The sequence below is a fragment of the Mucilaginibacter gilvus genome (assembly GCF_004054195.1).
GTDB lineage: Bacteria > Bacteroidota > Bacteroidia > Sphingobacteriales > Sphingobacteriaceae > Mucilaginibacter > Mucilaginibacter gilvus.
In genome coordinates this window covers 1-23,807 of sequence record NZ_SBIW01000008.1, presented here as the reverse complement: position 1 = coordinate 23,807, position 23,807 = coordinate 1, and the positions used below count along the sequence as shown (strand labels likewise).

The 23,807-nt window shown below is 41.9% G+C and carries 19 protein-coding genes and 1 rRNA gene; 6 read left to right on the top strand and 14 right to left on the bottom strand.

Annotated elements, in window-relative coordinates:
- Positions 1-177 precede the first annotated feature (177 nt).
- The 8 genes from pyrH to EPL05_RS16855 form a co-directional block, all read right to left on the bottom strand.
- Positions 178-882, bottom strand: a complete 705-nt coding sequence (gene pyrH, locus EPL05_RS16890) for a UMP kinase (protein WP_128535168.1) — start codon at positions 880-882, stop codon at positions 178-180.
- 50 nt (positions 883-932) lie between these two features.
- Positions 933-2,054, bottom strand: a complete 1,122-nt coding sequence (nagA, locus tag EPL05_RS16885) for an N-acetylglucosamine-6-phosphate deacetylase (protein WP_128535167.1) — start codon at positions 2,052-2,054, stop codon at positions 933-935.
- A 166-nt stretch (positions 2,055-2,220) separates the two neighbouring features.
- On the bottom strand, positions 2,221-3,072 hold the full coding sequence (tsf, locus tag EPL05_RS16880) for a translation elongation factor Ts (protein ID WP_128535166.1): 852 nt from the start codon (positions 3,070-3,072) through the stop codon (positions 2,221-2,223).
- Positions 3,073-3,222: 150 nt separating this feature from the next.
- On the bottom strand, positions 3,223-4,083 hold the full coding sequence (rpsB, locus tag EPL05_RS16875) for a 30S ribosomal protein S2 (protein ID WP_128535165.1): 861 nt from the start codon (positions 4,081-4,083) through the stop codon (positions 3,223-3,225).
- A gap of 21 nt (positions 4,084-4,104) precedes the next feature.
- Entirely contained in the window at positions 4,105-4,491 is a 387-nt protein-coding gene (gene rpsI, locus EPL05_RS16870; RefSeq protein ID WP_128535164.1) for a 30S ribosomal protein S9, read from the bottom strand.
- A gap of 19 nt (positions 4,492-4,510) precedes the next feature.
- Complete coding sequence (gene rplM, locus EPL05_RS16865) at positions 4,511-4,948, bottom strand: 50S ribosomal protein L13 (protein ID WP_067062091.1); 438 nt, start codon at positions 4,946-4,948, stop codon at positions 4,511-4,513.
- A 201-nt stretch (positions 4,949-5,149) separates the two neighbouring features.
- Entirely contained in the window at positions 5,150-5,929 is a 780-nt protein-coding gene (locus EPL05_RS16860; RefSeq protein ID WP_128535163.1) for an SGNH/GDSL hydrolase family protein, read from the bottom strand.
- Between the two features lie 2 nt (positions 5,930-5,931).
- Positions 5,932-6,951: an aldo/keto reductase gene (locus EPL05_RS16855; protein WP_128535162.1), complete on the bottom strand. Its 1,020-nt coding sequence runs from the start codon at positions 6,949-6,951 to the stop codon at positions 5,932-5,934.
- A gap of 115 nt (positions 6,952-7,066) precedes the next feature.
- Between EPL05_RS16855 and EPL05_RS16850 the strand changes: the two genes are divergently transcribed.
- On the top strand, positions 7,067-7,393 hold the full coding sequence (locus tag EPL05_RS16850) for a hypothetical protein (RefSeq protein ID WP_128535161.1): 327 nt from the start codon (positions 7,067-7,069) through the stop codon (positions 7,391-7,393).
- A 56-nt stretch (positions 7,394-7,449) separates the two neighbouring features.
- Positions 7,450-9,057: a mechanosensitive ion channel family protein gene (locus EPL05_RS16845; protein WP_128535160.1), complete on the top strand. Its 1,608-nt coding sequence runs from the start codon at positions 7,450-7,452 to the stop codon at positions 9,055-9,057.
- Between the two features lie 62 nt (positions 9,058-9,119).
- Here the strand turns inward: EPL05_RS16845 and EPL05_RS16840 are convergent, their stop codons facing one another.
- Both EPL05_RS16840 and EPL05_RS16835 read right to left on the bottom strand, forming a co-directional pair.
- The gene (locus tag EPL05_RS16840) at positions 9,120-10,100 is read right to left on the bottom strand and encodes an acyl-ACP desaturase (protein ID WP_128535159.1); all 981 of its coding nucleotides are present in this window, start codon (positions 10,098-10,100) and stop codon (positions 9,120-9,122) included.
- Between the two features lie 40 nt (positions 10,101-10,140).
- Positions 10,141-11,214, bottom strand: coding sequence for a glycoside hydrolase family 5 protein (locus EPL05_RS16835; protein ID WP_128535158.1), 1,074 nt, complete (start codon positions 11,212-11,214; stop codon positions 10,141-10,143).
- A gap of 132 nt (positions 11,215-11,346) precedes the next feature.
- Here EPL05_RS16835 and EPL05_RS16830 point away from each other — a divergent pair, with 132 nt between their 5' ends.
- From EPL05_RS16830 to EPL05_RS16815, 4 genes are read left to right on the top strand one after another with little or no spacing between them, the layout of a single operon-like run.
- Positions 11,347-12,696 (top strand): sensor histidine kinase, encoded by a 1,350-nt coding sequence (locus tag EPL05_RS16830; protein ID WP_128535157.1) that lies wholly within the window; start codon positions 11,347-11,349, stop codon positions 12,694-12,696.
- A 13-nt stretch (positions 12,697-12,709) separates the two neighbouring features.
- Positions 12,710-14,794, top strand: coding sequence for a cellulose biosynthesis cyclic di-GMP-binding regulatory protein BcsB (locus EPL05_RS16825; RefSeq protein WP_128535156.1), 2,085 nt, complete (start codon positions 12,710-12,712; stop codon positions 14,792-14,794).
- Between the two features lie 47 nt (positions 14,795-14,841).
- Positions 14,842-16,680 carry a glycosyltransferase gene (locus EPL05_RS16820; protein WP_128535155.1) on the top strand — a complete coding sequence of 613 codons (1,839 nt, stop codon included), beginning with the start codon at positions 14,842-14,844 and terminating at the stop codon, positions 16,678-16,680.
- A complete protein-coding gene (locus EPL05_RS16815; protein ID WP_128535154.1) occupies positions 16,681-18,246 on the top strand; it encodes a hypothetical protein in 1,566 nt (521 codons plus the stop codon).
- 486 nt (positions 18,247-18,732) lie between these two features.
- On the opposite strand, the gene EPL05_RS16810 is transcribed toward EPL05_RS16815, so the two are convergent.
- From EPL05_RS16810 to rrf, 4 genes are all read right to left on the bottom strand, one after another.
- Complete coding sequence (locus EPL05_RS16810; protein WP_128535153.1) at positions 18,733-20,244, bottom strand: restriction endonuclease subunit S domain-containing protein; 1,512 nt, start codon at positions 20,242-20,244, stop codon at positions 18,733-18,735.
- Between the two features lies 1 nt (position 20,245).
- Entirely contained in the window at positions 20,246-22,414 is a 2,169-nt protein-coding gene (locus tag EPL05_RS16805) for an HsdM family class I SAM-dependent methyltransferase (RefSeq protein WP_128535152.1), read from the bottom strand.
- 12 nt (positions 22,415-22,426) lie between these two features.
- Entirely contained in the window at positions 22,427-22,741 is a 315-nt protein-coding gene (locus EPL05_RS16800) for a helix-turn-helix domain-containing protein (protein WP_128535151.1), read from the bottom strand.
- Between the two features lie 333 nt (positions 22,742-23,074).
- Positions 23,075-23,189, bottom strand: a 5S ribosomal RNA gene (rrf, locus tag EPL05_RS16795).
- Between the last annotated feature and the right edge of the window lie 618 nt (positions 23,190-23,807).

The window sequence follows — 23,807 nt, the reverse complement described above, 5'->3', positions numbered from 1 at the left end:
TCATGCCGAATTTATTTCAGCACCCCCTCTGCAAAGTTCGGCAAGCAAGGCGACTATGCATAGTTGTTACCTGCCCGTGTGAGGTGTTGAAACAAGTTTAACATGATCGTAATAATAACAAAAGAGGCCCCGGAATTTTGGGGGCAGTCCATTTTGGGGGCCTCTTTTGTTATTACTTTATTTTACCAGCGTTCCAATCGGTTCGCCCTGGGCAATCTTCATAAAGTTGCCTTCTTTGTTCATATCGAATACGATAATAGGGAGTTTATTTTCCTGGCAAAGCGTGATAGCGGTCATGTCCATTACGCTTAAGCCTTTGTCGTATACTTCCTGGAACGAGATCTCATCGTAACGGGTTGCGGTTGGGTCTTTCTCGGGGTCGGCAGTATAAATACCATCAACACGGGTTCCTTTTAAAACCACATCGGCCTTTATTTCAATAGCGCGAAGAGATGCAGCTGTATCGGTAGTAAAATAAGGGTTACCGGTACCGGCACCAAATATTACAATTTTACCGCATTCCAAATGGTGCATGGCACGCCGGCGAATATAAGGCTCGCAAATCTGCTCCATTTTTATGGCCGATTGCAGGCGGGTTTCTACACCAACACTTTCCAATGCATTTTGCAAAGCCATACAGTTAATAACGGTTGCAAGCATACCCATATAATCTGCCTGGGCGCGCTCCATTCCGCTTTTTTCGGCACTTAGCCCACGGAAGATGTTACCACCGCCAACTACTACCGCTATCTCTATGCCTTGTTCTTTTACAGCCTTAATGTCCTGCGCGTATTGCAAAACCTGGTTATTATCAATACCATACTGTCTTTCGCCCATCAGGGATTCGCCGCTAAGCTTCAGGAGAATTCTTTTGTATTTCATTTGGAAGGATGATTTGTCAAAAATAGATAATAAACGGTATTGTTAAAATTTTATGTAGTCTCTGTTAAAAAATTCCCTTTCAGGATGGTTGCCTTAACCTTGTATTCCCTGTCGAACACAATAAGGTCGGCATAAAAACCGGCTGCAACCTGGCCATGTTTATCCATTTTTGCTAACTCAGCGGGATATTTTGTTCCCATATTCACCGCTTCTGCCAACTCAATGCCAACTTTGTCAACGCAGTTCTGCACGGCCTTTAACATTGTAAGGCTGGAGCCGGAAAGCGTGCCATCGGGCATCACATATTTATCACCTTCGAGCCTGTGTTGGTAAGCGCCCTCGTTAGTAGCGGTAACTGCATCGGTAATAAGAAATAGCTTATCGCCCAGTTCGCGCTTGGCCAGGCGTATCATTGGCCAATCCACATGGTTGCCATCGGCTACGATGCTGGCATACGGCTTTTCCTCAAATATAGCGGGGATGTAACCAGGCTCGCGGTGATGCATTTGCGGCATGGCGTTAAACAAATGCGTAACCGCCGGGATAGGTTTGTTTAAAAAGCCTTTACCCTGCTCATAAGTAGCATTGCTATGGCCCGATGAGATGATAATCCCCTGCGCGTGCAGGTAATCTATCACTGCCTGATCTTGCAACTCCGGCGCTATGGTAATCATTTTAATAACACCATCCGCTTGTTCCACCCAACCTTTAACTTCGGCCAGGGTAGCTTTTTTTATATATTTTTCAGGATGCGCGCCTTTTTTGGCAGGGTTTAAATATGGCCCCTCCAGGTGCAGTCCCCAGCAATTGCCCCGCGCTTCGGCCCGGTAAGCTTTGGCTGCTGCGATGCCTTGCTCAACAATTTCGTTTGTATTGGTACCAATGGTTGCATAAAAGCCGATGGTTCCCTGACTGAGCAGGTCATCTTCCATGCGTTTCAGCGCTGCTACCTCCGGCGTACCAGCGAATAGCTTGCCGCCGCTGCCATAGATTTGCAGATCGATAAACCCGGGCGCAAGATAAGCGCCTTGCAGATCCTTTTTTATTGCTTCTTTGGGGATGGCAGACTGGTCGATAACATCAATAATGCTGTCACCAGAAATTAAAACTGCTTTACCATCGGTGATGGTACCATTAGAGATAAGTTTAAGATTATGAAGTGCTGTTATCATAAACCTTTGTTTTTTTTAACGAGTTATTGTGACGCATACATCGAAATGCATGCGATCTACTTGCCTATCGGGGATTGCTTCGTTCCTCGTAATAACGCGGTGGTGAAGCTACGAAACAATATCGCAAAAAAAATCCCTCCCGATTTACTCGGGAGGGATAATAGAATTAAGCTCCTAAAGCTATCCGCTTAAAGGCGGTAACAGTAAGGCCCTTATCAATGCTATCTAAAAACTGGCTTACGTTTTTGGAAGAGTCTTTTACAAACTCCTGGTTTAGTAAGGTTGAGTCTTTGTAGAATTTGTTCAATTTACCGGCAGCGATTTTTTCAACCATTGCTTCTGGTTTACCTTCTGCACGGATAACGTCTTTTGCAATTTCCAATTCGCGTTCGATAACTGATGCATCAACACCATCTTTATCAATAGCAACCGGGTTCATTGCAGCAATTTGCATGGCAACGTCTTTACCTGCTTCGTCTGCACCTTCAACGTTTTTGCTTAAGCCAACCAATACACCTAAACGGAAGTTACCGTGGATGTAAGCAACAACTTTTTCAGCATCAATAACTTCGTATTTAGATACGCCGATCTTTTCGCCAATTTTACCTGTTTTGTCGATGATAGCATCACCAATTTTAACACGGCTGTTGTCAACGTCAATTTCTAAAGCGTAAAGCTCTTCGATGCTGGCAGGGTTTCCTTCAACAGCAGCATTAGCTATCTGGTTAGCGAAAGCTACGAACTCAGCGTTCTTAGCAACGAAATCAGTTTCGCAGTTAAGGGTGATCACAACACCACGTTTAAAGTCTTCTGAAGTACGTGCAATAACAACACCTTCGTTAGATTCGCGATCCTGGCGGCTTGCAGCCACTTTAGCACCTTTTTTCCTTAAAAAATCAATAGCAGCTTCAAAATCACCATTAGTTTCGGTTAAAGCTTTTTTGCAATCCATCATGCCTGCACCGGTTTGCTGGCGCAGTTTGTTTACATCAGATGCAGATATTTGTACTGTAGACATTTTGTAATTAGTTAAGTAGTGAGTAGTGAGCGGTGAGTAGTTTTATAATAGCTATCACACGCAAACTAAAATTTCATTTATCATAAAAGTGGTGAATAGTGAATGGCGAGCTTAAACACTCACTGTTCACCACTCACCACTCACTAATAATTATTCTTCTGTTGAATCAGCAGCAGGTGCTTCTGTTTCAGTTTCAGCTGTAACATCTGCGGTCCTTCTTCTTTTGCCACCTTCTGTTGCTGCAGAACGATCTGCTACTTCAGGTGCATCAGCCTTTGCTTTAGCAGCAGCTGCTTCTTTTTCAGTTTCATCTTCTTTATCGCGTTTGCGTTCTTCTAAACCTTCCTCAATTGCTTTGATGATTATGCCGGTGATCAATGAAATTGATTTGGTAGCATCATCATTCGCCGGGATAGGGAAATCGATGTTAGAAGGATCAGAGTTGGTATCAACCATCGCGAAAGTCGGGATGTTTAATTTCAAAGCTTCAGAAACAGCGATGTGCTCTTTCTTAACGTCGATCAGGAACAATGCAGCCGGTAAACGGTTCAGATCCGAAATACCACCTAACAATGATTCTAATTTGATACGCTCACGTTGTATCATCAGTCTTTCTTTTTTAGAAAGGTTGCTGTAAGTACCGTCTTTGGTCAATTTATCGATGTTAGACATCTTTTTGATCGACTTACGTACGGTAGCAAAGTTGGTTAACATACCACCCAACCAACGTTCGGTGATGAAAGGCATGTTTACCATTTTAGCATGCTCGGCAACGATATCCTTAGCTTGTTTCTTGGTAGCTACGAATAATACCTTGCGGCCTGATTTTACAATTTGTTTTATAGCTGCAGCAGCTTCTTCAACCTTTGATAAGGTTTTATTTAAATCGATAATGTGGATACCGTTGCGCTCCATAAAAATGTACTGTGACATTTTTGGGTCCCATTTGCGGGTAAGGTGGCCAAAGTGTACACCTGCATCCAGTAAATCCTGATATGTTGTTCTTGCCATTGTTGTTGTCCTCCTAAAATTTTAGCGTTTACTGAATTGGAATCTCTTACGTGCTTTCTTACGGCCTGGTTTCTTACGCTCAACCATACGGTCATCACGTGTCATTAAACCTTTAGCGCGCAAAGACGGTTTTTTCTCCGGATCCAGTTCAACAATAGCTTTCGCAATAGCTAAACGAACGGCTTCTGCCTGTCCTTTTACACCACCACCCGCTACGTTTACTTTTACATCAAATTTACCAGCCGAGCCAGAAACTTCTGTGCTTTGCATAACGATGTATTGTAAAGGTAAGGTAGGGAAGTACTCTTTGTAATCTTTACCGTTTACGATAATAGCACCTGCACCATCAGTTAAATAGATGCGGGCAACTGCTGTTTTTCTTCTGCCTGAAGTGTTAGTTGTTGGCATTTTTCTTTTCTCCTTTTAATTAAATGGTTGTTGGATTTTGAGCTGCATGAGGATGCTCTGCGCCTGCATAAACATGCAGGTTACCGTAAATAGCACGGCCTAAACGATTTTTAGGCAACATACCGCGTACGGCTTTTTCAATCACACGCTCAGGATGCTTTGCCATTAACTCTTTTGGAGAAATGAAACGCTGACCACCCGGGTAACCGGTGTAAGAAACATACTGCTTTTCGCTGAATTTGTTTCCGGTCAGTTTAACCTTGTCTGCATTAATAACAATTACGTTATCTCCGCAGTCTACGTGTGGGGTGAACCCTGGCTTGTGTTTACCTCTGATCATCATTGCGATCTTAGTACACAAGCGCCCCAAAATCTCATTGTTAGCATCAACAACAACCCATTCTTTATTAACGGTTTTCTTGTTGGCTGAGACAGTTTTGTAACTTAACGTATTCACTTGCTTTAAATTAAATTTATTAAACGTATTCTATACCCCGTAATTACGGGACTGCAAAGATACGCTTAAAAGTTTAATTCACAAATGGTATTTATGAAATCTGAAAATAGTTTATCAGCTTGATTGTCTGATCCTTGATTTATTGATTAGCCAGCCGTTACGATGTGGTTTCGGCACGTGTTGTGGGTTTAAGGACGTGTGTTATATTTTCGACAACCTCTTCACCACCTTGTATATCGCCTTCCCCCAAAACCCGCCCAAGGCAATGGCGCCCTTTTTATTAGGGTGCAGGTAGAAAATCCCTTGCCTGCCCTGCTCCGCCTGGAAATCTGTTAGGTAATTCGCTTTAAAATAACCGAATGCTTTAGTATCGCCCACAAAAACATGGTGGGGATTTACCACTTTATAATCAGCCGCCAGCGCGTCTATTACAGGGATATACGTTTGCAGGCGAGTTAGTCCTTCCTGCAAATAGGTCGCGCCGTTTTGGGTGTTAGGGCTATACCAAACCGGGTGCTGGTAAATCATTACAGCATTTGGGAAATATTTCAGTAAGGTGTCGGTTATAGCTTTTAAGTTGGTTCTGTAGTCCTCAACGGAAACAGGTGCGCCATGCGTGCCTTTTACAGCGCTATCATTAGTGCCTATTTTGACGGAGAAGATGAGCAACGCATCCTCCTGCTTAAAAGCTTTCGCCGCTTGCACTACTGCAATAAACGCCGGCGTGCCGGGCAAAAAATCGAGCGTAGTGTACCCGCTATGTCCCTGGTTACTGAAATTCACCGCACCAATTCCTTTTTGCTTTTTTAGCCATTCCGAAGCAATTACCGGTGGGGCCTGGATAGCAGGGCTATCTAAACCCGCACCGTAAGTAATGCTATTACCGATGTAAACGACGTTGAGGTTACGGGTTTGGGCTGAAGTCCGGTTAGATACTAAACAACTAAAGGCGATTAGTATATATACAATTATTATTTTCATCCTTATCGCTTCTCCACCTTATCATAAAACCCTCCAAATGAGTTCATTTTCACGGCATCTTCGTTAAAGAAATCGCCGGGGAAGCCTAATTCTATTTTACTGGCATCATCCAGTTTCTGTATCTGTTCGGCGCTTAGTTTTACATCGACTGTTTTCAGGTTGTCTTTTAGCTGATATACTTTGGTAGCGCCAACTATGGGGATGCATTGAAAACCTTTGCTCATGGTCCATTGCAGGGCAACGTGGCTTTCGGATACGCCGAGTTCTTCGGCAATCTCCATCACTACGCGGGTTATTTTCTCGGCGCGGTCGCTCAGGCGGTTGCTTTCGGGTTTAATGCGGCCCTTATCGCCTTTAAGGTATTTACCAGTTAAGGCACCGCCGGCTAATGGCGCCCATGGCGTAACCGTCATACCGAAATGTTTGGCCATAGGGATCAGCTCGCGCTCAGCGGTGCGGGCAAGCAGGCTGTACTCTACCTGCAGGGCTATAAACTGGCTCCAGCCCATCAGTTCGGCAAGGGTGTTGCCCTTTGCCACTACCCATGCGGGTGTATCGCTGATGGCCGCATAGGTTATCTTACCTTGTTTAATCAGGTCGTCCATGGCGCGGAGCACTTCGTCTATCGGGGTGATATCGTCCCATATATGCAGGTACAGTACATCTATAAAATCTGTCTTCAGCCGTTTCAGGCTTTCTTCCACACTACGCATCATGTTTTTGCGGTTGTTGCCGCTGGCGTTGGGGTTGGTGATATTATCCTTTAAACTGTATTTGGTTGCCAGTACAAAGTAATCGCGGTCGTGGTTGCTCATGTAGTCACCGATGATCTTTTCGCTTGTGCGCAGTTTGTATATATTGGCGGTATCTAAAAAGTTGCCGCCCTGGTTAGCGTAGGCATCCATAATTTCAAAGCTGGTGGCGGCATCTGCTCCCCAGCCGGCTTCGGTGCCAAAACCCATGGTACCCAGGCAAAGTTCGGACACTTTAAGGCCCGAGCGGCCCAATAATTTATATTTCATAGCGGTAGTTTTATATATGAACGATTAAAGCAAAACTCCTGTTTTGGCGGCTTAAATAAAAGTGCCGTGTAAACAATAAGTACAAGCGATTGTAAATATATCAAATACCAATATCATGAAGATCATCACCCTGCATAAACCGATTAGTAACGGCGAACTTTTTAAACATCTGCAAGAACAGTTGAACCCTGTTTTTCAAAAACAGAGGCAAAGTGATATCAGCTTCCGCGTTCTGAAAACACCTGCCGGCGTAACCATATCTCAACCCGACTTTTACGAGGGCGACTTATTTACCATAGAAGTGCAAGGGCAAGAGCTATGGATAACCCGTAACGAACATTATGTGGATGATGTAAATTCGATAACCGTTGAATCTATCCTCAATAGCCTGTTCGACGACCTATCCGGCGGCTTAGGTACCGACTTGGTTTTGGAAGGATAAAGCTACCCCCCCTATATCCGGATATTTATTTTTAGCTTTAACATAAAAAAGCTTCGATGCGGATAAGAGACCTTTTACTAATATTATTATTATGTGCTTCGTTTTTTGCGCGTGCCCAAAACGTTGCGCCTGCGGCTGGTGAGCCTATCGTCATCAACGAGGATACGCTGTTTAAAGTTTATGCCGGGCAGGGGATGTTTAACCCGAAGGAACGGGCGGAAGTAATTACCCACCGCATCAACAGCCTGCTTAACCGGATGGATTTTAATCCCGATTCGCTCACGGTTAAAAACGACACCTCTATATCGGTGATCTTCTACAAATCGCAAATGATACTGGCGCTGAACGATAAGGATGCCGCCTTTACCGAACTTAACCGCCCGCAATTAGCTGCCAGCTACCTAAGCACTCTGAAGAAAAAACTGGGGAACGTTTTTGAGAATAACAGCATTAAACAAATTATAATAAACATACTGGAGGCCGTTGCCGTAATTGTACTGCTTATTTGTTTTATATGGGCGGTTAACCGTGGCTTCCGTTGGCTTAAATTAAAAATTATAAAAGCCTGGGAGAGCCGGCTCGATAAGCTGGCCGCCAAGGGCGCGCCGGTGGGTTACGCCAACCGTATTTTCCCACTGATAAATAACCTGCTCAGGATAGCCCGGTTTGTGATCATCATTCTGCTGGTTTATTTGGCGCTGCCTGTATTGTTCTTTATCTTCCCGGCATCAAAGCCCATGGCCACGCTGTTGCTTGGCTACGTATTAACCCCACTGAAAAGCATCGCCCTGGCATTTTTACATTATATCCCCAATATGCTCACTATTGCGGTGATATATATTGTTACCCATTACATTATAAAACTGGTAAAATTTATAGCCAAGGAAATTGAGCAGGGCGCGTTTTCCGTAAATGGCTTTTATCCCGAATGGGCAATGCCTACCTACAATATTATTAAAGTGCTGCTTTATGCCTTTATGTTTGTGGTGGTATTCCCCTACCTGCCGGGGTCCGATTCTAAAATATTCCAGGGGGTTACTGTATTTTTAGGGGTGTTATTCTCGTTTGGTTCATCGTCGGCTATATCCAATATGGTTTCGGGTATTGTGCTTACTTATATGCGCCCCTTTAAACTGGGCGACAGGGTGAAAATTGGCGAGATCACCGGCGATGTGATCGAAAAAAACCTGCTGGTTACCCGGATCCGCACTATTAAAAACGAAGATATTACCATCCCGAATGCGTCTGTATTAGGTGGGCATACGGTAAACTATACTTCCACTGCTAAAACTTTAGGGCTGATATTAAACACGACCATCACCATAGGCTACGATGCACCATGGGAGCAAATACAAAACCTGATGGTCAGCGCCGCCAGATCCACCGAAGGTATATTGCCTGAGCCAAGCCCCTTTGTGCTGCAAACCGCCCTTAACGATTTTAACGTGAGCTACCAGGTAAACGCCTACACCGATCAGCCAAATAAAATGGCGGTGATATACTCGCGGCTGCACCAAAACATACAGGATAAGTTTAACGAGGCAGGCGTAGAAATTATGTCGCCGCATTACAGTGCCCTGCGCGATGGTAACCACATCCAGATCCCTAACGATTATGTGGATAAGGATTATAAAACGCCGGGGTTTAAGGTTAAACCAGAGTAGTCCCAAAACAAAAAGCCTCCCAACGTTAGTCGGGAGGCTTCTTAAATATTGTTTAAGCTATATTATCCGTTTATCCAGCTGAATTTGTATTCGAGCATTGGGTTTTTCATACGCTCGGCTACACGCAGTAAGCGGGCAGGCAGATTCATGATGTAGTCACGGGCTTTTTCGCCATTTTCCTCTAAACCGGTAGCGCTTTCAATGTGCCAGTCTTCAATAAGTTCTTTCAGGATATCTACATAATCCAGCGCGGTGTAAATACCAAGGCGTTCGGCAGCATCAGTAAAGTGGCCAAAGGTTTGGCCTATTTTTAAACCTACTTCGCGCAGGAAGTGTGCAGGCATTACAATTTTCTTACGCATCATATCCTCAAAGGCAAGCATAGCCTCATTGGGGTCTACTTCAAAAATTTTCTCAATAAAGTATTTGTACGCTTTAGCGTGGCGGGCTTCATCACCGGCAATAACACCACACATTTTTGAGAGCAATGCATCACCATCTTTTTTAGCCTGTGATGCCACCCTGCGGTGAGATACATTTGTAGCCAGCTCCTGGAAAGAGGTGTAAATAAAGTTGCGGTATGGGTCGTGGCCGGTACCAATATCAAAGCCATCGGCTATCAGATACTGTGTGCTTACCTCCATCATGCGCATGTTTACGCGGCCACTCAGGTAAAGGTATTTGTTCAGCAGGTCGCCGTGGCGGTTCTCTTCGGCAGTCCAGTGGCGGGTCCATTTCATCCAGCCGCCTTCTTCGTTGTCAGATACGCCTTCTACCATGGTTAACCACGATTCGTAGGTTGGCAAAGCTTCCTCGGTGATGGTATCACCAACAAGTACCGCTATCAAATCGTAAGATAAGCCCTTCGCGCTTTCCTGCAATTCTTTTATCTCGCTGAAAAAAGTAGACCGGGATGCATCAGGCAAAAAATCTGACGGCTGCCAAATGGTATCGATAGGTTTAAGGTATTCGAACATCTTCTCGAGCATGTGGGGCTCGATATGTGACATTACCTCCTTACGTTTTTCTTCGAAAAAATGCATAGTACAGTGTTAGCTTACAAAGTTAATCAATTAAATTATATTATTGTTTTGCCGGTTTATAATCAATTGCCTCTTTCATCCCGTCTGACAAATTCTTTACAGACGGCGGACCGTTAAATATCGAAAAATTGCTGCTGTAATCCCAATGAATTCCCGGGATATCTAAATTTTTCAATGCCATGCGCACCGCTTTAATATACCGGCACCTGCTATCCTCATCGGTATACTTTCGGTAAACGCCATATTCGCCACAAATAATGGGTACATAATACTTATTGCTCCAGTTCTTTACTATCTGTAATTTATCTTTTATCGATTGCTCGTTGCCATCAATCCTGTATTGAAAATAATTATTCTCGCCCCAGGTACCAATTACAGCGGGGTTTATAGGCGGGTAAGTTTTTGCATTATAGGGGAAGGGGATGCCCGTTGTAGCCACCTGATCGCCCACCCAATCGGCACCCTGGTGAGTAAATAAAAAGGGCTCGTAAAAATGAAAAGTGTAAATAATGTTCTCGTCGGCCAATCTTTCCATGCGGCTCAGCTCATAAATACTGTTATAGTTTGATGCGCCAACTATCAGTGTCCGCTTGGCATCAACTTTGCGTATAGCGGTAACAATATTATACGCCGCATCTTTCCACACTTTGGGGTCTATGTGGGGCGGTTCGTTATATATTTCAAAAAAAAGCAGGTTGGGGCTCTCTTTTTTATACTTTTTGGTTAATAATAACCAAGAGTTAATCACCTTTAGGGTCTCGGTTAAATAGTTATTATCATTTATTTTACCGTAGTGGTAATCTATGATCAATTTTATATCGTATAACTTACATTGTTTCAAAACTTCATCAATGTGAGCAAATACTTTCTCAACCGGAATTTTCGTAGTTTCGAAGTGTTCGAAAGCTACAGGGAGGCGGATGCTTGTAATTTTAAGTTTTTTAATTAACTCATAGTCGCTTTTTTTGATAGGGTTTATACTTAAAACGTCCTTATTCCACCATTGTTCCAGCCATGAAATACTTACTGCATTGTTTAGGCTTTTTGCACGTTTAAAGGCCAATAACCTTTCGTTTGAGGGAATTGGTTTGCTTTTTGCATTAAGGCACTGCATAATTATAATCAAAGCTATAAATAACGCCCTTACCGGTAGTTTTACACAATATCGTTTAAGAGTTGTATTTTTCAAAGTATTTAATCGTGTTACTATTAACTGATCTAAAATCTTATTATAATTTAACAAATAATGTTTGTTCAAATATCAAAAGAGGAATATAAAAAGGAAATATTAAAAAAGGCGTGGTACCAAACTAATAATATTATTTGGTCTATTGTTTTTATATACCCTATCCTTTTTACCATTGTCGATTTCGTATATTCAAATGATATATGGCTGCAATTTGCTATTGTTCGCATCATTACCGTACTTATCATATTAGGGCTCTACAATTTCTTCCAAACCAAAAAGTACAATTACCGGTTGTTATTGCACCTTTGTTTTTTCTTTCTTTCTCTTACCTCTGCCATACTTTGCAATATTGTAAAGTTAGAGGCGCAGCTTATATATTTCCTCACTTACTCTGCCATTTTGTTGTTTTTTAACCTGCAGGTATTTTGGGAACCAATAAACTCTGTTATCCAAACCCTGTTGGCGATTTTATTGCTTGCCATTTTTTATAACCTGCTTAGCGAGTACCCGCTGGATCTGGTTGTGAGCACTGGCGGTAACTTCTTTTTTGTGATCGCGTTTATTTCCTGCTTAATACCAAACGCGCGATATAAGGTTATAGCGCGCGAGGTACGCTCGCAGATCTTGATAGAAAAATCTAACGACCAGCTGAAAGACCAAAATCGCGACATTAACGAGAAAAACAATATTATAGACAGCCAATACGAGCAGCTGCGCAAACTGGACGACCAGAAGAACAGCTTTATTAATATTGCCGGGCACGATCTGAAGAACCTCATTGGCCAGATCATCATGAGCAATAACATGCTTAAGGAAGAGGATTATCGCCTCAGTTCCGATCAAAAGGAAATGAGCAGCTACATTTCAGAATCGGCCGAGAAAATGCAGTACATGCTGAACAAGCTGATGGATGTGAAAGAGATAGAATCGCCGGAGATGAAATTCAACATGGAGATCTTTGATATCAACGCCGAGGTATTACATGTTTTTAAGGGCTTGCAGGAAACCGCCCAGATGAAGAACATTCACCTGGTTGATAACATCCTGAAATTACCGTTGAATGTGAAGCTGGATAGGGTATTTGCCGGGCAGGTGTTCCAAAACCTACTCTCAAATGCTATAAAGTTTTCGCAAACAAACAACAACATAAAAATTGTTACAAGTTTGCAGCGCCAGAAATTTGTTTTTGAAATTATAGACGAAGGCGTTGCTATTGGCCAGCAGGAACTTGATATGATGTTTAACAAGCTTAAAACACTTAACGATGCGTCTGCAAGTATAGAGAGCCGCCTTGGGCTGGGCTTATCCATAGCCAAGCTGATGACCAAAGAACTTGGTGGGGATATGATGTACCGCAGCGATGATAACGGCAACTATTTTAGAGTAGAATTTTACGTAATAAACTAATACTAACAACCTGATGAAGAGATTATTGACCTTATTGGCTTTTATAATTCTAAGCACAACATCTTTTGCGCAGACTACTATTATGTCGTTCAAAGCGATGGGCCATGACGATGACGAAACCGTTTACGGAATGAGCGGTGCAACTTCGTTCTATTTCAAGATCACTCCACAATATGAATTAAACGGGAGTAAACTTGTCATCTACTTTGAGCCATCACAGGCGCTAATACGGGAGAAATCGTACGTTAACCTGTTCATCGGCGCAAAACCGGTATATAGCGCTCGCCTTACTAAAGATTCTATTCAAAAGATCTCTATTAACCTTACCAGGGCTGACGTATCGCCGGATAACTACCTGAAGATTGCCGTTAAAACCTTATTGACCATTACCGATGACCAATGCCGCGATCTGGATAACCCCGCGATGTGGCTTAAGATCAAAAATTATTCATACCTATCGTTAGTAAAAAGCAACAAAAACTTTTTTAACAATATAAATATCAGCAACTGTTTTGATAGCAAAACTGCTATTGTATACCCATCTAACCCAACCCTGCACGATTTGAAGGCGGTTGCATGGGCTTACTCCAGGTTAAAGAAAACGCAGCAAAAAAACATCCGCGTTTACGAGAATAACAAACTGCCCGATACCGTGCGTAACTACATTATGGTAGGCAACATTTCGTCGCTACCGGCCAATAAGCGCCCTTTAGTGAAAGTTACCCCGCAAAACAACCAGGGTTTATTTTACCTGCACAAAGCAATTAGCACCGTAACAGATACCATAACACGTATGGTTGATGTGAAAGGCCGTCTGCTGCCGGTAAAATCCGTTTCACAAGAAGTAGTGCCTACCGAGATCTTGTTTGTAACCGGCGGCGACGATGCAGGTTATGAAAAAACCATCACCGCGTTGGGTAATATGAACATCTTAAACTCAACCTTTGGCGATTACCTGCTGGTAAACAAAGCGCAGAACCAGTTCTTTAAAACAGTCGACGAGAACCGCTCTAAGCTATCGCTAAAGCAAATTGGGGGTGTAAGCGATTTCCTATCGGGTATAGGTTCTTTAAAAAGCGCATTCAACTTTAAAAACTCCGATTTTAGCTTCACCCCAAAAGAAGTAGAGATCCGAATAGTAGCTAATTACAGCAGCCTTAACCCGGGCGACCGTGGTTTCTTTAATATTTACCTTAACGGTTTATTGTTAAGCAGCGAAAAGCTGGATGCATCGGGCAAGCTAAACACCACCGTTACTATTAACCGTTACCAGCACCATAAATACAACACGCTGGAGGCCGAGTTCAGGTTCTACCCCAACAATGGTAACTGTAAAAACAGCTTTACCAACTTTTTTGCCGAGGTTGACGTTGATAAATCTTACCTCGAATCTAAAAACCCGTTCATCACCAGCGACCTGAGTTTTTATCAATACCCAGAGGCATTTAACAGCGGTGTTACCAAAATAGTGGTAACAAAAGATTACGCAAAATACGCTGCGGGCGCCATGGGCGAGATCATATACGAGCTGAACAACAACATTAACGCAAACAACTTCCCGGAATTTGTATACTCGGTAGATGTTCCCCCTGCCGACCTTAAAAAGAATAACATCATCGCGCTTTTAAGTAAAGACGACAAGATGTTTAAGGAGTTCCCGGATGCGCCGATCAATTTCGAGCGGAATTTCCGCCTGTACAATACCGATAATAATACCATCGTGTATTCCCTGTCGGATACTACCTCCAACGGCCTTGCGCAAATCTTCTACGGCCGAAGCAATAATGCCACATTGGTGTTAACCGCTACCGGTAAGCATTTGGCGGAGGCATTCCTGTCGGCATCAAAATCTATCACCGAGCAGTTATCTACTTTAAGCAGTAACGTTTGTATCTCTGACGTAAACAACAACAAATACCTGTTCAACATTAACAAAAGCAGCGATAACCTGGAGTACATAGATACCAAAAGCGCAATTACCCGGTTTTGGGATAGTTACAACCTGTACATACTGCTGGCCATATTAGTGCTCATATTATTGTCATTCCTTTATGTACGCTCTAAAGTTCAAAAATCACAGGAGTTATTTAATGATTAATGTACCTGGTGCATATTCATTTACTAACCTATTAATTTTTCATAGCGATGTCGATTCCTGAGTTACTGATCAATGATGGGTTTATTACTGCGACTGATCGTGCGAAGATTGACAGTTACTCAAGCGAAAGTGGCTTATCTTTTATCAAGATAGCGCTTACGCTTGGCTATATATCCCGCAAAAACTACGAGCGATCTTTAAACAACGCTGGTATTGACTTTGCCCAGATAAGGGAAATGGAATACGACCAGGCTGTTTTAGATAAAATAGACCTCTCGTTTGCCAACGAGCACCTGGCCCTGCCGCTGCGTATTGAAAATGGTAAGGTAGTAACGGTAATGGCTAACCCGGATGATGAACTATTTAAAGATTTTATACGGTTCACCTATGATATGGACCCTCATATCATCATCGCGTCGGACCTTGATATTATCTGGCTCAGTAATAAATTAATTGGCGATAAATACCTTAAATCATCCGTTTTTGAACTGATGAAGCGCGATCCGGATAGCTCAGCGGTGGTTACGTTTTCATCAGCACAGCTGGTTTTTATTTTTGTACTGATAGCGCTTGTAGCCGTAGGGTTGGTATTAAGTTTCAAGAATACCTCCATCATCATCAACGTTATCATCAGTTCGTTTTTTTTGGTGGCTATCATCTTCAAGCTGTTTTTGGCGCTGGTTGGGTCGAGGTTTGAGCTGCACCAGGCGGTTACCAAAGAGGAGCTTAAGCTGGTATTTGATGACGAGCTACCCATATACACCATTCTGCTGCCGGTATACAAGGAAGATAAACTGATTAAAAAGCTCATCTGGAACTTACAGGCTATTGATTACCCCCGCCACAAGCTGGATGTAAAGCTGCTGATAGAGGAAGACGACGATAAAACCCTTAATGCGGTACGCAACCTGGATTTCCCGGCTATATTTGAAGTGATCGTAGTACCTTACCATATGCCCAAAACCAAGCCTAAGGCTTGTAACTACGGCCTGCACTTTGCGCGCGGTAAATACCTTACCATTTACGATGCAGAGGATATCCCCGATACCGATCAGCTAAAGAAAGTAGTGTCGTTGTTTGGCAAGCTGCCTTCGGAATACATTTGTATACAAAGTGCGCTCAACTACTTCAACCGTAACGAGAATTTCCTTACCCGTATGTTTACCCTGGAGTACTCGTACTGGTTTGATTATATGCTGCCCGGTTTGGATACCCTGGATATCCCTATCCCGCTTGGTGGTACCAGTAACCACTTTAAACTGCAGGAACTGGTTGATCTTGGTGCCTGGGATCCCTTCAACGTAACAGAGGATGCCGACCTTGGCGTACGCGCTTATGCAAAGGGCCACAAAATTGCCATCATCAACTCTACCACTTACGAAGAAGCCAACAACGAACCCTTCAACTGGATCCGCCAGCGCAGCCGATGGATAAAGGGTTACATGCAAACCTACCTGGTACACATGCGCGACCCTGCAGCACTCATAAAAAAGATAGGCTGGAAAGGTTTCCTCGGCTTTAACTTCTTTATTGGTGCCACACCTGTTATATTTTTGGTGTACCCGCTGCTGTTAACCTTTTTCATCTGCTATATCGTGTTCGATCTGTCATCTATCCGTACCCTGTTTCCGGATTGGGTGCTCTTCATGTCTATCTTTAACCTTATGGTGGGTAACATCCTCATGATATACATAAACATGATGGCGGTATTTAAAAGGCGCTACTACGAGTTAATATTATTTGCCATAGCCAACCCCATTTACTGGCTAATGCACAGCATATCGGCTTATAAGGGGCTTTACCAACTAATTACCAATCCGTTCTACTGGGAAAAAACAAACCACGGCTTAAGCAAAGTTAATAACCCAACAAACGTTGTTAAATAAATGAGAATCAGCAGGTCGCTATATTTAATCTCCCTCACGGTTATACTGATCATATATTACCTGGTGGCTGCCATATATCTTAACAATTTAGGGTACTACAACCACGAGTCGCTGTTCTACATCGAAAAAACAAGGATAGTGTTTGATGGCGTAGGCGCACGCTTAAAGGTAATGGGGCTAACATCACCCATGATCCCCTTTATGGCTACCTTCTTTTTCACCTCCATCAGCTATACCCTTGCACCGGCCCTCGCGTCGGCCATTGGTACGGGCATGTTGTTTCATGTAATTGCAAGTACACTGATTAAACGCCGCGACGACGATTTTTTTATGTACCTGCTGCTGGCCATCTTCCTGTTTCACCCCGGCATATTGTATACCGCGGCATCCGGAAAAAGCACCTATCTGGTACTCATCTTCTTTTTCCTGTTCTTCCTCAACCTGCTCAAATTCTACCGAAGCAATACAACCTTCCACGTATCTATTGCCAGTATATGTTTGGTAACCCTCATCTTTTGCGATTATAAGTTTGTATGGCTTACGCTGTTCTTTTTGCCGCTGGTGCTTACCATTACCATCCACAGCTTAAACCTTGGCGAGCAGGAGAGTATCTTTCGCCTGTTTCTCAGCTTCAACAGCCCATCGCTGAGGCGTAAACTGGTGAACAAAACCTTCGCGCTCTACATCATTTTGTTTGCCCTGCCGCTGGTTGCCGTGCTTTGTTATAAGCTACTGAACCTTACCCACGCAAGCGATCTTAACTACTTTAGCGAAAGCCCATACGCAACCTGGAACGTACTGATAGATAAGCTCAGCTTCGACCAGCAGAGCACCACCAATATTTATCAGATCCCCGAGATCAGCCTGCTGTTATCGGCCCGGGTGCTGCTGTTCTGCCCCATGATATTGATAGCCATCTACCTGTTCAGGCAGAGCACCTACCAGATCCTCACCCTGCTTACGCCTTTTGCGTTCATAGAGTTTTTACACCTTAAGTACGATAAGGTTTACCTCGCCTACCAATACTACCTCATATTTATAGTACTGGCGTTTCTGTGCGTAATGTTTAAATCGCAAACCGTAAAAAATCAGAAATCGTTCAGGATCCTGCTGGTGCTATCGGTAATAGTGCAGCTATATTCGGGCTGGTATTTCCTCAAAACATCGCCCATTGCAGAAGACCGCAACTTCCTGAGCGTACTCACCAACCGTGCCGAAGACCACACCCAGGCCGACAACGCCGAAGTAGCCGGCTTCATTAACAGCCTGCCCGACGATGCCCACATATTAATGGACGATGCCACCGCTTACGGCGTGGTAGCGTTTGTAGAATCGCAGAAGATAAAATCGCTCACCATGCCTTACCAGGATAACTTCCTGAGCGGCGTAGAATCGCCCGATAAAGCTGCCGACTACATTGTAATTGCCACCGCCAAAAACCTCGTAACTGGCTACACCCAACTAAACGACCGCTACCTGGTGAGCATTAAACGTACCCTGCCGCAGCTCATCTTTAAAAAAGTATACGAAACCGAAAACTGGATAGTATACCGGGTAGTGAAGTAGTATTTGGTGATTGCACCAATTTTAGGATAGATTACACCGATGGCAAACCATATCATGCTGAGCTTGTTTCAGCACCCACAGGACGGGTATGACCAATGTATATTCCACGCGTCAGCCTGAGCCTGTCGAAGACCTTAACACAACACATAACCCCAACCGTCATGCTGAACTTGTTTCAGCACCCCAGGAAAAGTATGACCAATGCATATTCCACGCGTCAGTCTGAGCCTGTCGAAGACCTTAACACCATGCATTTCTTTCTTGTCTCTTGATTCTTAACTCTTGCTTCTACTTAAGAAAAGGTACTGTTGTGGTACTTAGGTTAGGGTTGGTCCCGCTTTCCGTTTATACGCGCACAAGCATTAAGCACGAAGGCCGGTATTCGCTGCAATCGGGTTTAGGGGTGAACAGTTGATTTTCATAGCCTCTACCATAAGCAGTCCAGCTTTGGTAGAGGAGTCTAAGCCACAAACATTTGCAATGTTATTATACAAAAAAATCAACCGCTTTATCATTTATAATGCGATCAAGTGCTCGATCTAAAAGAATCTTTAGCTGCTTTGCCGTTTTATCCAGTTCGTAAATTCCTGCTTGAACGTTATACGTTTCGTCCATTTCCATAAAATTCACTAAAGAAAATGTTTTAAAATCGTAGTTTAAAGACCCGTTATGATAAAGTCGTGCAATTTGACTTTGCTTAGTTTTATCAAATAAAGGAGTCTCAATAAGATGAAAATAGGACGGAGCACAATGGCCTCCAGATCCTCCTACTCCAATAAAATCGATCATTCCTTTTGATCTCCAAAATGCAAGGAAGCATCTTATGAAGATGCTTTCTATCAAATCTTTGTTTTTATTAATTATTCTAATTCCATGGTAATTTGTAGCCACATTGTTGGATTCCTCTACAACAACGTAAGTGCGCCCCTTTCCAAATCCTTCACCACCAAATATAATATCTCCTTTAGATATCGTTTTTAATTTAGTTGGGGTACCTATATACAAGGATTTGTCAACATACCCATATAGACTAATATTGGTTGGCAGCACTAATTCATAAAAACCCTCTTGATATTTATCACTGTCTACCCTAGTCTTAATGAAATTTTTCTCTAAAGATGTCCCTCTCGACCAATCAAAGCCTCTTGAAATTAAATCCGCACTCCCATTCTTATAGTTTTTTACTAAATAATTCCATTTTTTAAATTTCTCGTTATATAATCCCGTATCAAGTCTTCCATTAATAAAAACCTCGTCTATACCTGGATATTCAAACTCAAAATCGGTTTGTTGCTTGCCATTTATTAGTTCTTCTTCGATTGATAACAAAATATTTTCGTGTCTCTCTTTTATTAGTTTTTCTTTGTTAACTATCGCCTGAGTAAGCATTTCTACATATTGAATAGTTTCCTCTGCATGAATATTTGGCAACGGAATTTTACAGTCCAAAAATAGAGTCTTCGCATGTCTAATAGTCGCCCCTTTTGGAACCATAAAATCAAGTTGCTCTCTAAAGATTGCATGCTTTAACATCGCCAGTAAATAATATTTATTTTGTTTGACGGGTAATTTATATATCGCGCCAGAAATCATAAAATTGCTATAGTCTCTATCAAGAATGGCAATTTCCCCAATGTTACTATCTTTAGATATGATCAGGTCCCCTTCTCTTAAATTATTGTTTACAAAGACTTTAGGTATTATAGGCAAAGTAGTTTCTGACGTAATTTCAGGCAAAAAGGTGTGAGGTTGTAGAGCCTTTGTTCTAATAAAAAAAAAAGGTGATTGGGTAATATAATTCACGCTACCAATTTCATTCCCTAAGTCGCTTCTTTTAAGTGGCCGCGAAAGGAATTCCTTAACAAATTTAAAATTCCTGTTTGGCATATTAAGGTCCATGTATTGAGACGAAGAAAGTGTATATCCCTTTTCCTCAATCGTTTTCAATGAAATTGACAATGGAACTTTTATATATTGATTAATATACTGGCTACTCATACTATTTCCGTTTTATAAATAGATCTTGCAATGTTTTCTCCTGCCCGTTACACCATTTTTTAAAGTCGTGAATTGTGTCGGTAAATTCCTCGTCTAATAGCACTTGCCCCTCGTCATCTATAACAGTTTCGAAATTGATTGGATTAATTTTGTATATTGGTGAAAAAAACTTTACTCTCTTGCTTGTTTTAACCTCATAACCTACTTTTTCTATTCCTCGAAAGAAAACCTGATAATTTTGTTCTTGTAATTTTTTTAAATCCCTGTCACTGGGCTTATAGGCTACAATCACAGAAGTGTTTACTCCGGTTTCTCCAAAAACATTGGCTGGTAAATCAAATATTGCCACAATTCTCATTTTTTTCATTAACCATTTTCGCGCTTCTTTATGTGTGTCGATTGACGCAATTGAATTTGATAAAACAATGCCTATTCGCCCATTATCTTTTAATATTCGATAAGCATTTTCTAGAAAAACAACTCCTAAGTCAATTTTTTTTCCCCCATATAAATTCCACATTTCGTAGCACTCGATGGCCTCCCTGTCATTGACATCCTTAGGTTCAAAGGCCCTATCCTCGCCAAATGGAGGGTTAGTAAGAACGACATCGAATTTTTTTAATTTGGTCTGATCTTTCCAATTATCCCAATTGCCATTTTTGTGAAACTTCGAGTTTATCTCAACTAAATTATCTCTATCATCAAATTTCCAAGTTATAGAGCCTTTGTCTGGCTTATATTCCAATTTTGCATTGCCATCTCCATTTAACAGCATGTTCAATTGCGCAAGCATTATCATTTGTTCATCGTTATCCAAGCCATAAATATTGTTGTCTTGCAACGTTCCTTTCGAGTTAACATATGACACAGATAGAAAATCTGCAATACCCGAGGTAGGATCGATTATTTTGTCGGTACTTCTGGGATTTACAATTTGCACTAAAAAATCAATTATAGGAATCGGCGTCAAAAATTGTCCTTTTTCTGCTTTTGAAAATGCATTTGCAAATTTGTGAAACACAATTTGATATAAATCAGACTTGTCGGATTTGACAAAACTATAGTCTTGAAATTGCTCAACAACCTCAGCTATTATTCTTATGTGCTCTTCTTTTTCCCAGGCGATAGTTTCTCTATCATCACGTTTTAAGATAAACTGATAAGATTGTGATGCTTCTGCATAAAGTAAACGCATCCTTTCGATAAAGGATTGTATATTGTCATCGGATATTTTTGTGTAGTTCCTTTCTTTTGATGTTACAAAAAACAGGAGATCAATATGTTCTTTTTCTTTGTCGGTTTTATGCCAGTCCAAAAACGACTCAATTTTCGCACTCCGTTTTTCATCATATATTTTTAAGGCGATTATCTGTATTAATATTTCGTAGCCTCTTTGATTTTGCATACTTACCTTGTCCATGGTACGAAGTATTGTCGAAATACCATCCGTTAGCTGTGTACTATACACTCCGCTTATAACCTCTAAATCATCAATAGTTCTTTTTGATCTATCAATTTTAGGATGATATACCTTTTGAATTAACTGTTCAAATGAGGGTATTGTATTATATGAATCGGTTAGATGAAGCTGTAAATCCTTTGTTTGACTATCTTCTTTTTTGGTATTAAACCCTTCATTTAGTCTTAAAAATAAATCTCCTTGTTTTTTAAATAGATACAATCGCTCAGTATCATATATGACTCCCAAACAGAAACCGTTTTCAGATTCCTTTAATGCTGGTTTCAATTGTTGATTCCATATTGTTTCAATGTCTTTACTATCTTCTTTCTTTATCTCTACAACCGCAATTATATGACGTCTTAACCAATCAAGTGAACCCTGATCTTTTAAAAGATGATATGACTGATAGTGCTCAAACCAATTAACATCATCAAAAATTGCACAATCAAACTTTATAGGAGCAGAATTTTTATTCCCTTTTGGAAAATATACTTCTGTTCCGACATAGTCTTTTATATACATCCCAGAATTAATAAGTGAAAACAGAAATTGCCATTTATAATACTGCTCATTTTTGGCCCCGTTCTTTCCTTTCAGGATTGTAGTTTTCTTTACCTGTAAGTGCTCGGGTAAAAAATTGCTAAACTCATTTGACGTAGCAAATTTTTTGTCGAATTCTAATTTAGATTTTGAGAATGAAAGTGTCATCTATAATTTGTGCTATTTCTTTGATTTAATATATTCAACCTTTTCCTCTGCAAGCCTAAGCAACTTGCTATCAAACTCTTCTTCTAATATCTGATAGGCAATTTTGTCAGTAAAAGCTTCGTTAATCAAATCTTTACTATCTACTCCGAATAATGTTGCTATTTTTTCAATTAATTCTTTGGAGGGCTGCCGAACGTTCCGTTCATATTTGGCGAGAAGAGATGCATCTATATCTAAGTATGCGGCTATCTTCCTTTGTGGAAGCTTACGGTCTACTCTAAGCTGCTTGATCGATTCTCCAAATGTGGTCAATTTTCGTTTGGACATAATATAACAGGTCAACTATTGTCCAAATATAGGAGTTGAACATTCTACAACAATATTTTTTATAACTTATTTGAGATTTAATAGTTAGAATGATTTGATGGCATGGAAAACGGTAGCGCTACTCAGTTTACAGTCTGAGTATACAAAGGGCTGGCAAAAGACAGAACTGTATTTTATTTGAGGTCTGGGGGAGAATGGCCAATCGGGTTAACGTATTAGGTGTTTCGGCGTTAGGAAATCAATTATTGACTATGGACCGGAAAAACTCCTCTAAACGAAGAAACCCCTCGTATTACTACGAAGGGTTCTTGTTAAGGCCGTTAAGGCATTAAGATTTGGCACCGACTTATTCTCCCACATTTTACTGCAGTACCATCGGCTCTGGCGGGCTTAACTTCTCTGTTCGGAATGGGAAGAGGTGGACCCAACCTGGCGCGGGTATGCCGAGTGCGAGCGTGCGCTGATTACTCGTGCATTTTACGAAGTCATGGTTGCTCAATGCCATTCTCCGCGCTACATACACTCGTCAGGATCTGCTTTTATGTAATTAAATTTAGACTATGCACAGCATGGGTTGCTGCTCGCGATAGCGCAAAGGGATTTAACAACATCTTCCTAAATCGGCCTTAGCTCGTTCTGTCAACACTAAACCTGCTACAGCACAACCTTAACTTGCTGTCGGTGCTATCACCGCACCGCTTCCCGCCGCCGGCTTCGGCATCAGCTTATTAACCAAACCTACCGAGATGCACAATTCGCTGCTTATCCGGCGCTGGCTATAACCTGTGTGTAGTAAAAGCGGGGTATTGCCGGGCGCACAAAAAACACGTTCATCACCTCAGCAACTGTTTATAAAGGCTACAGCATGTACCTTTCACACAAATATAACGGCTACGGCTAAAACCCATGGTGGCACGAGTGTGTCAGTAAAAGGGGGATATGATATTGCTAAGGTATTGATTAAGAGGCGTTCACGCATGTTCACGCCGTTCATGTGTTAAACGTGAACAAATAGTGGAAGATTTCCGAACTCCCGGACAAGAGCCTTTCTGGATTTCTTTTAAAC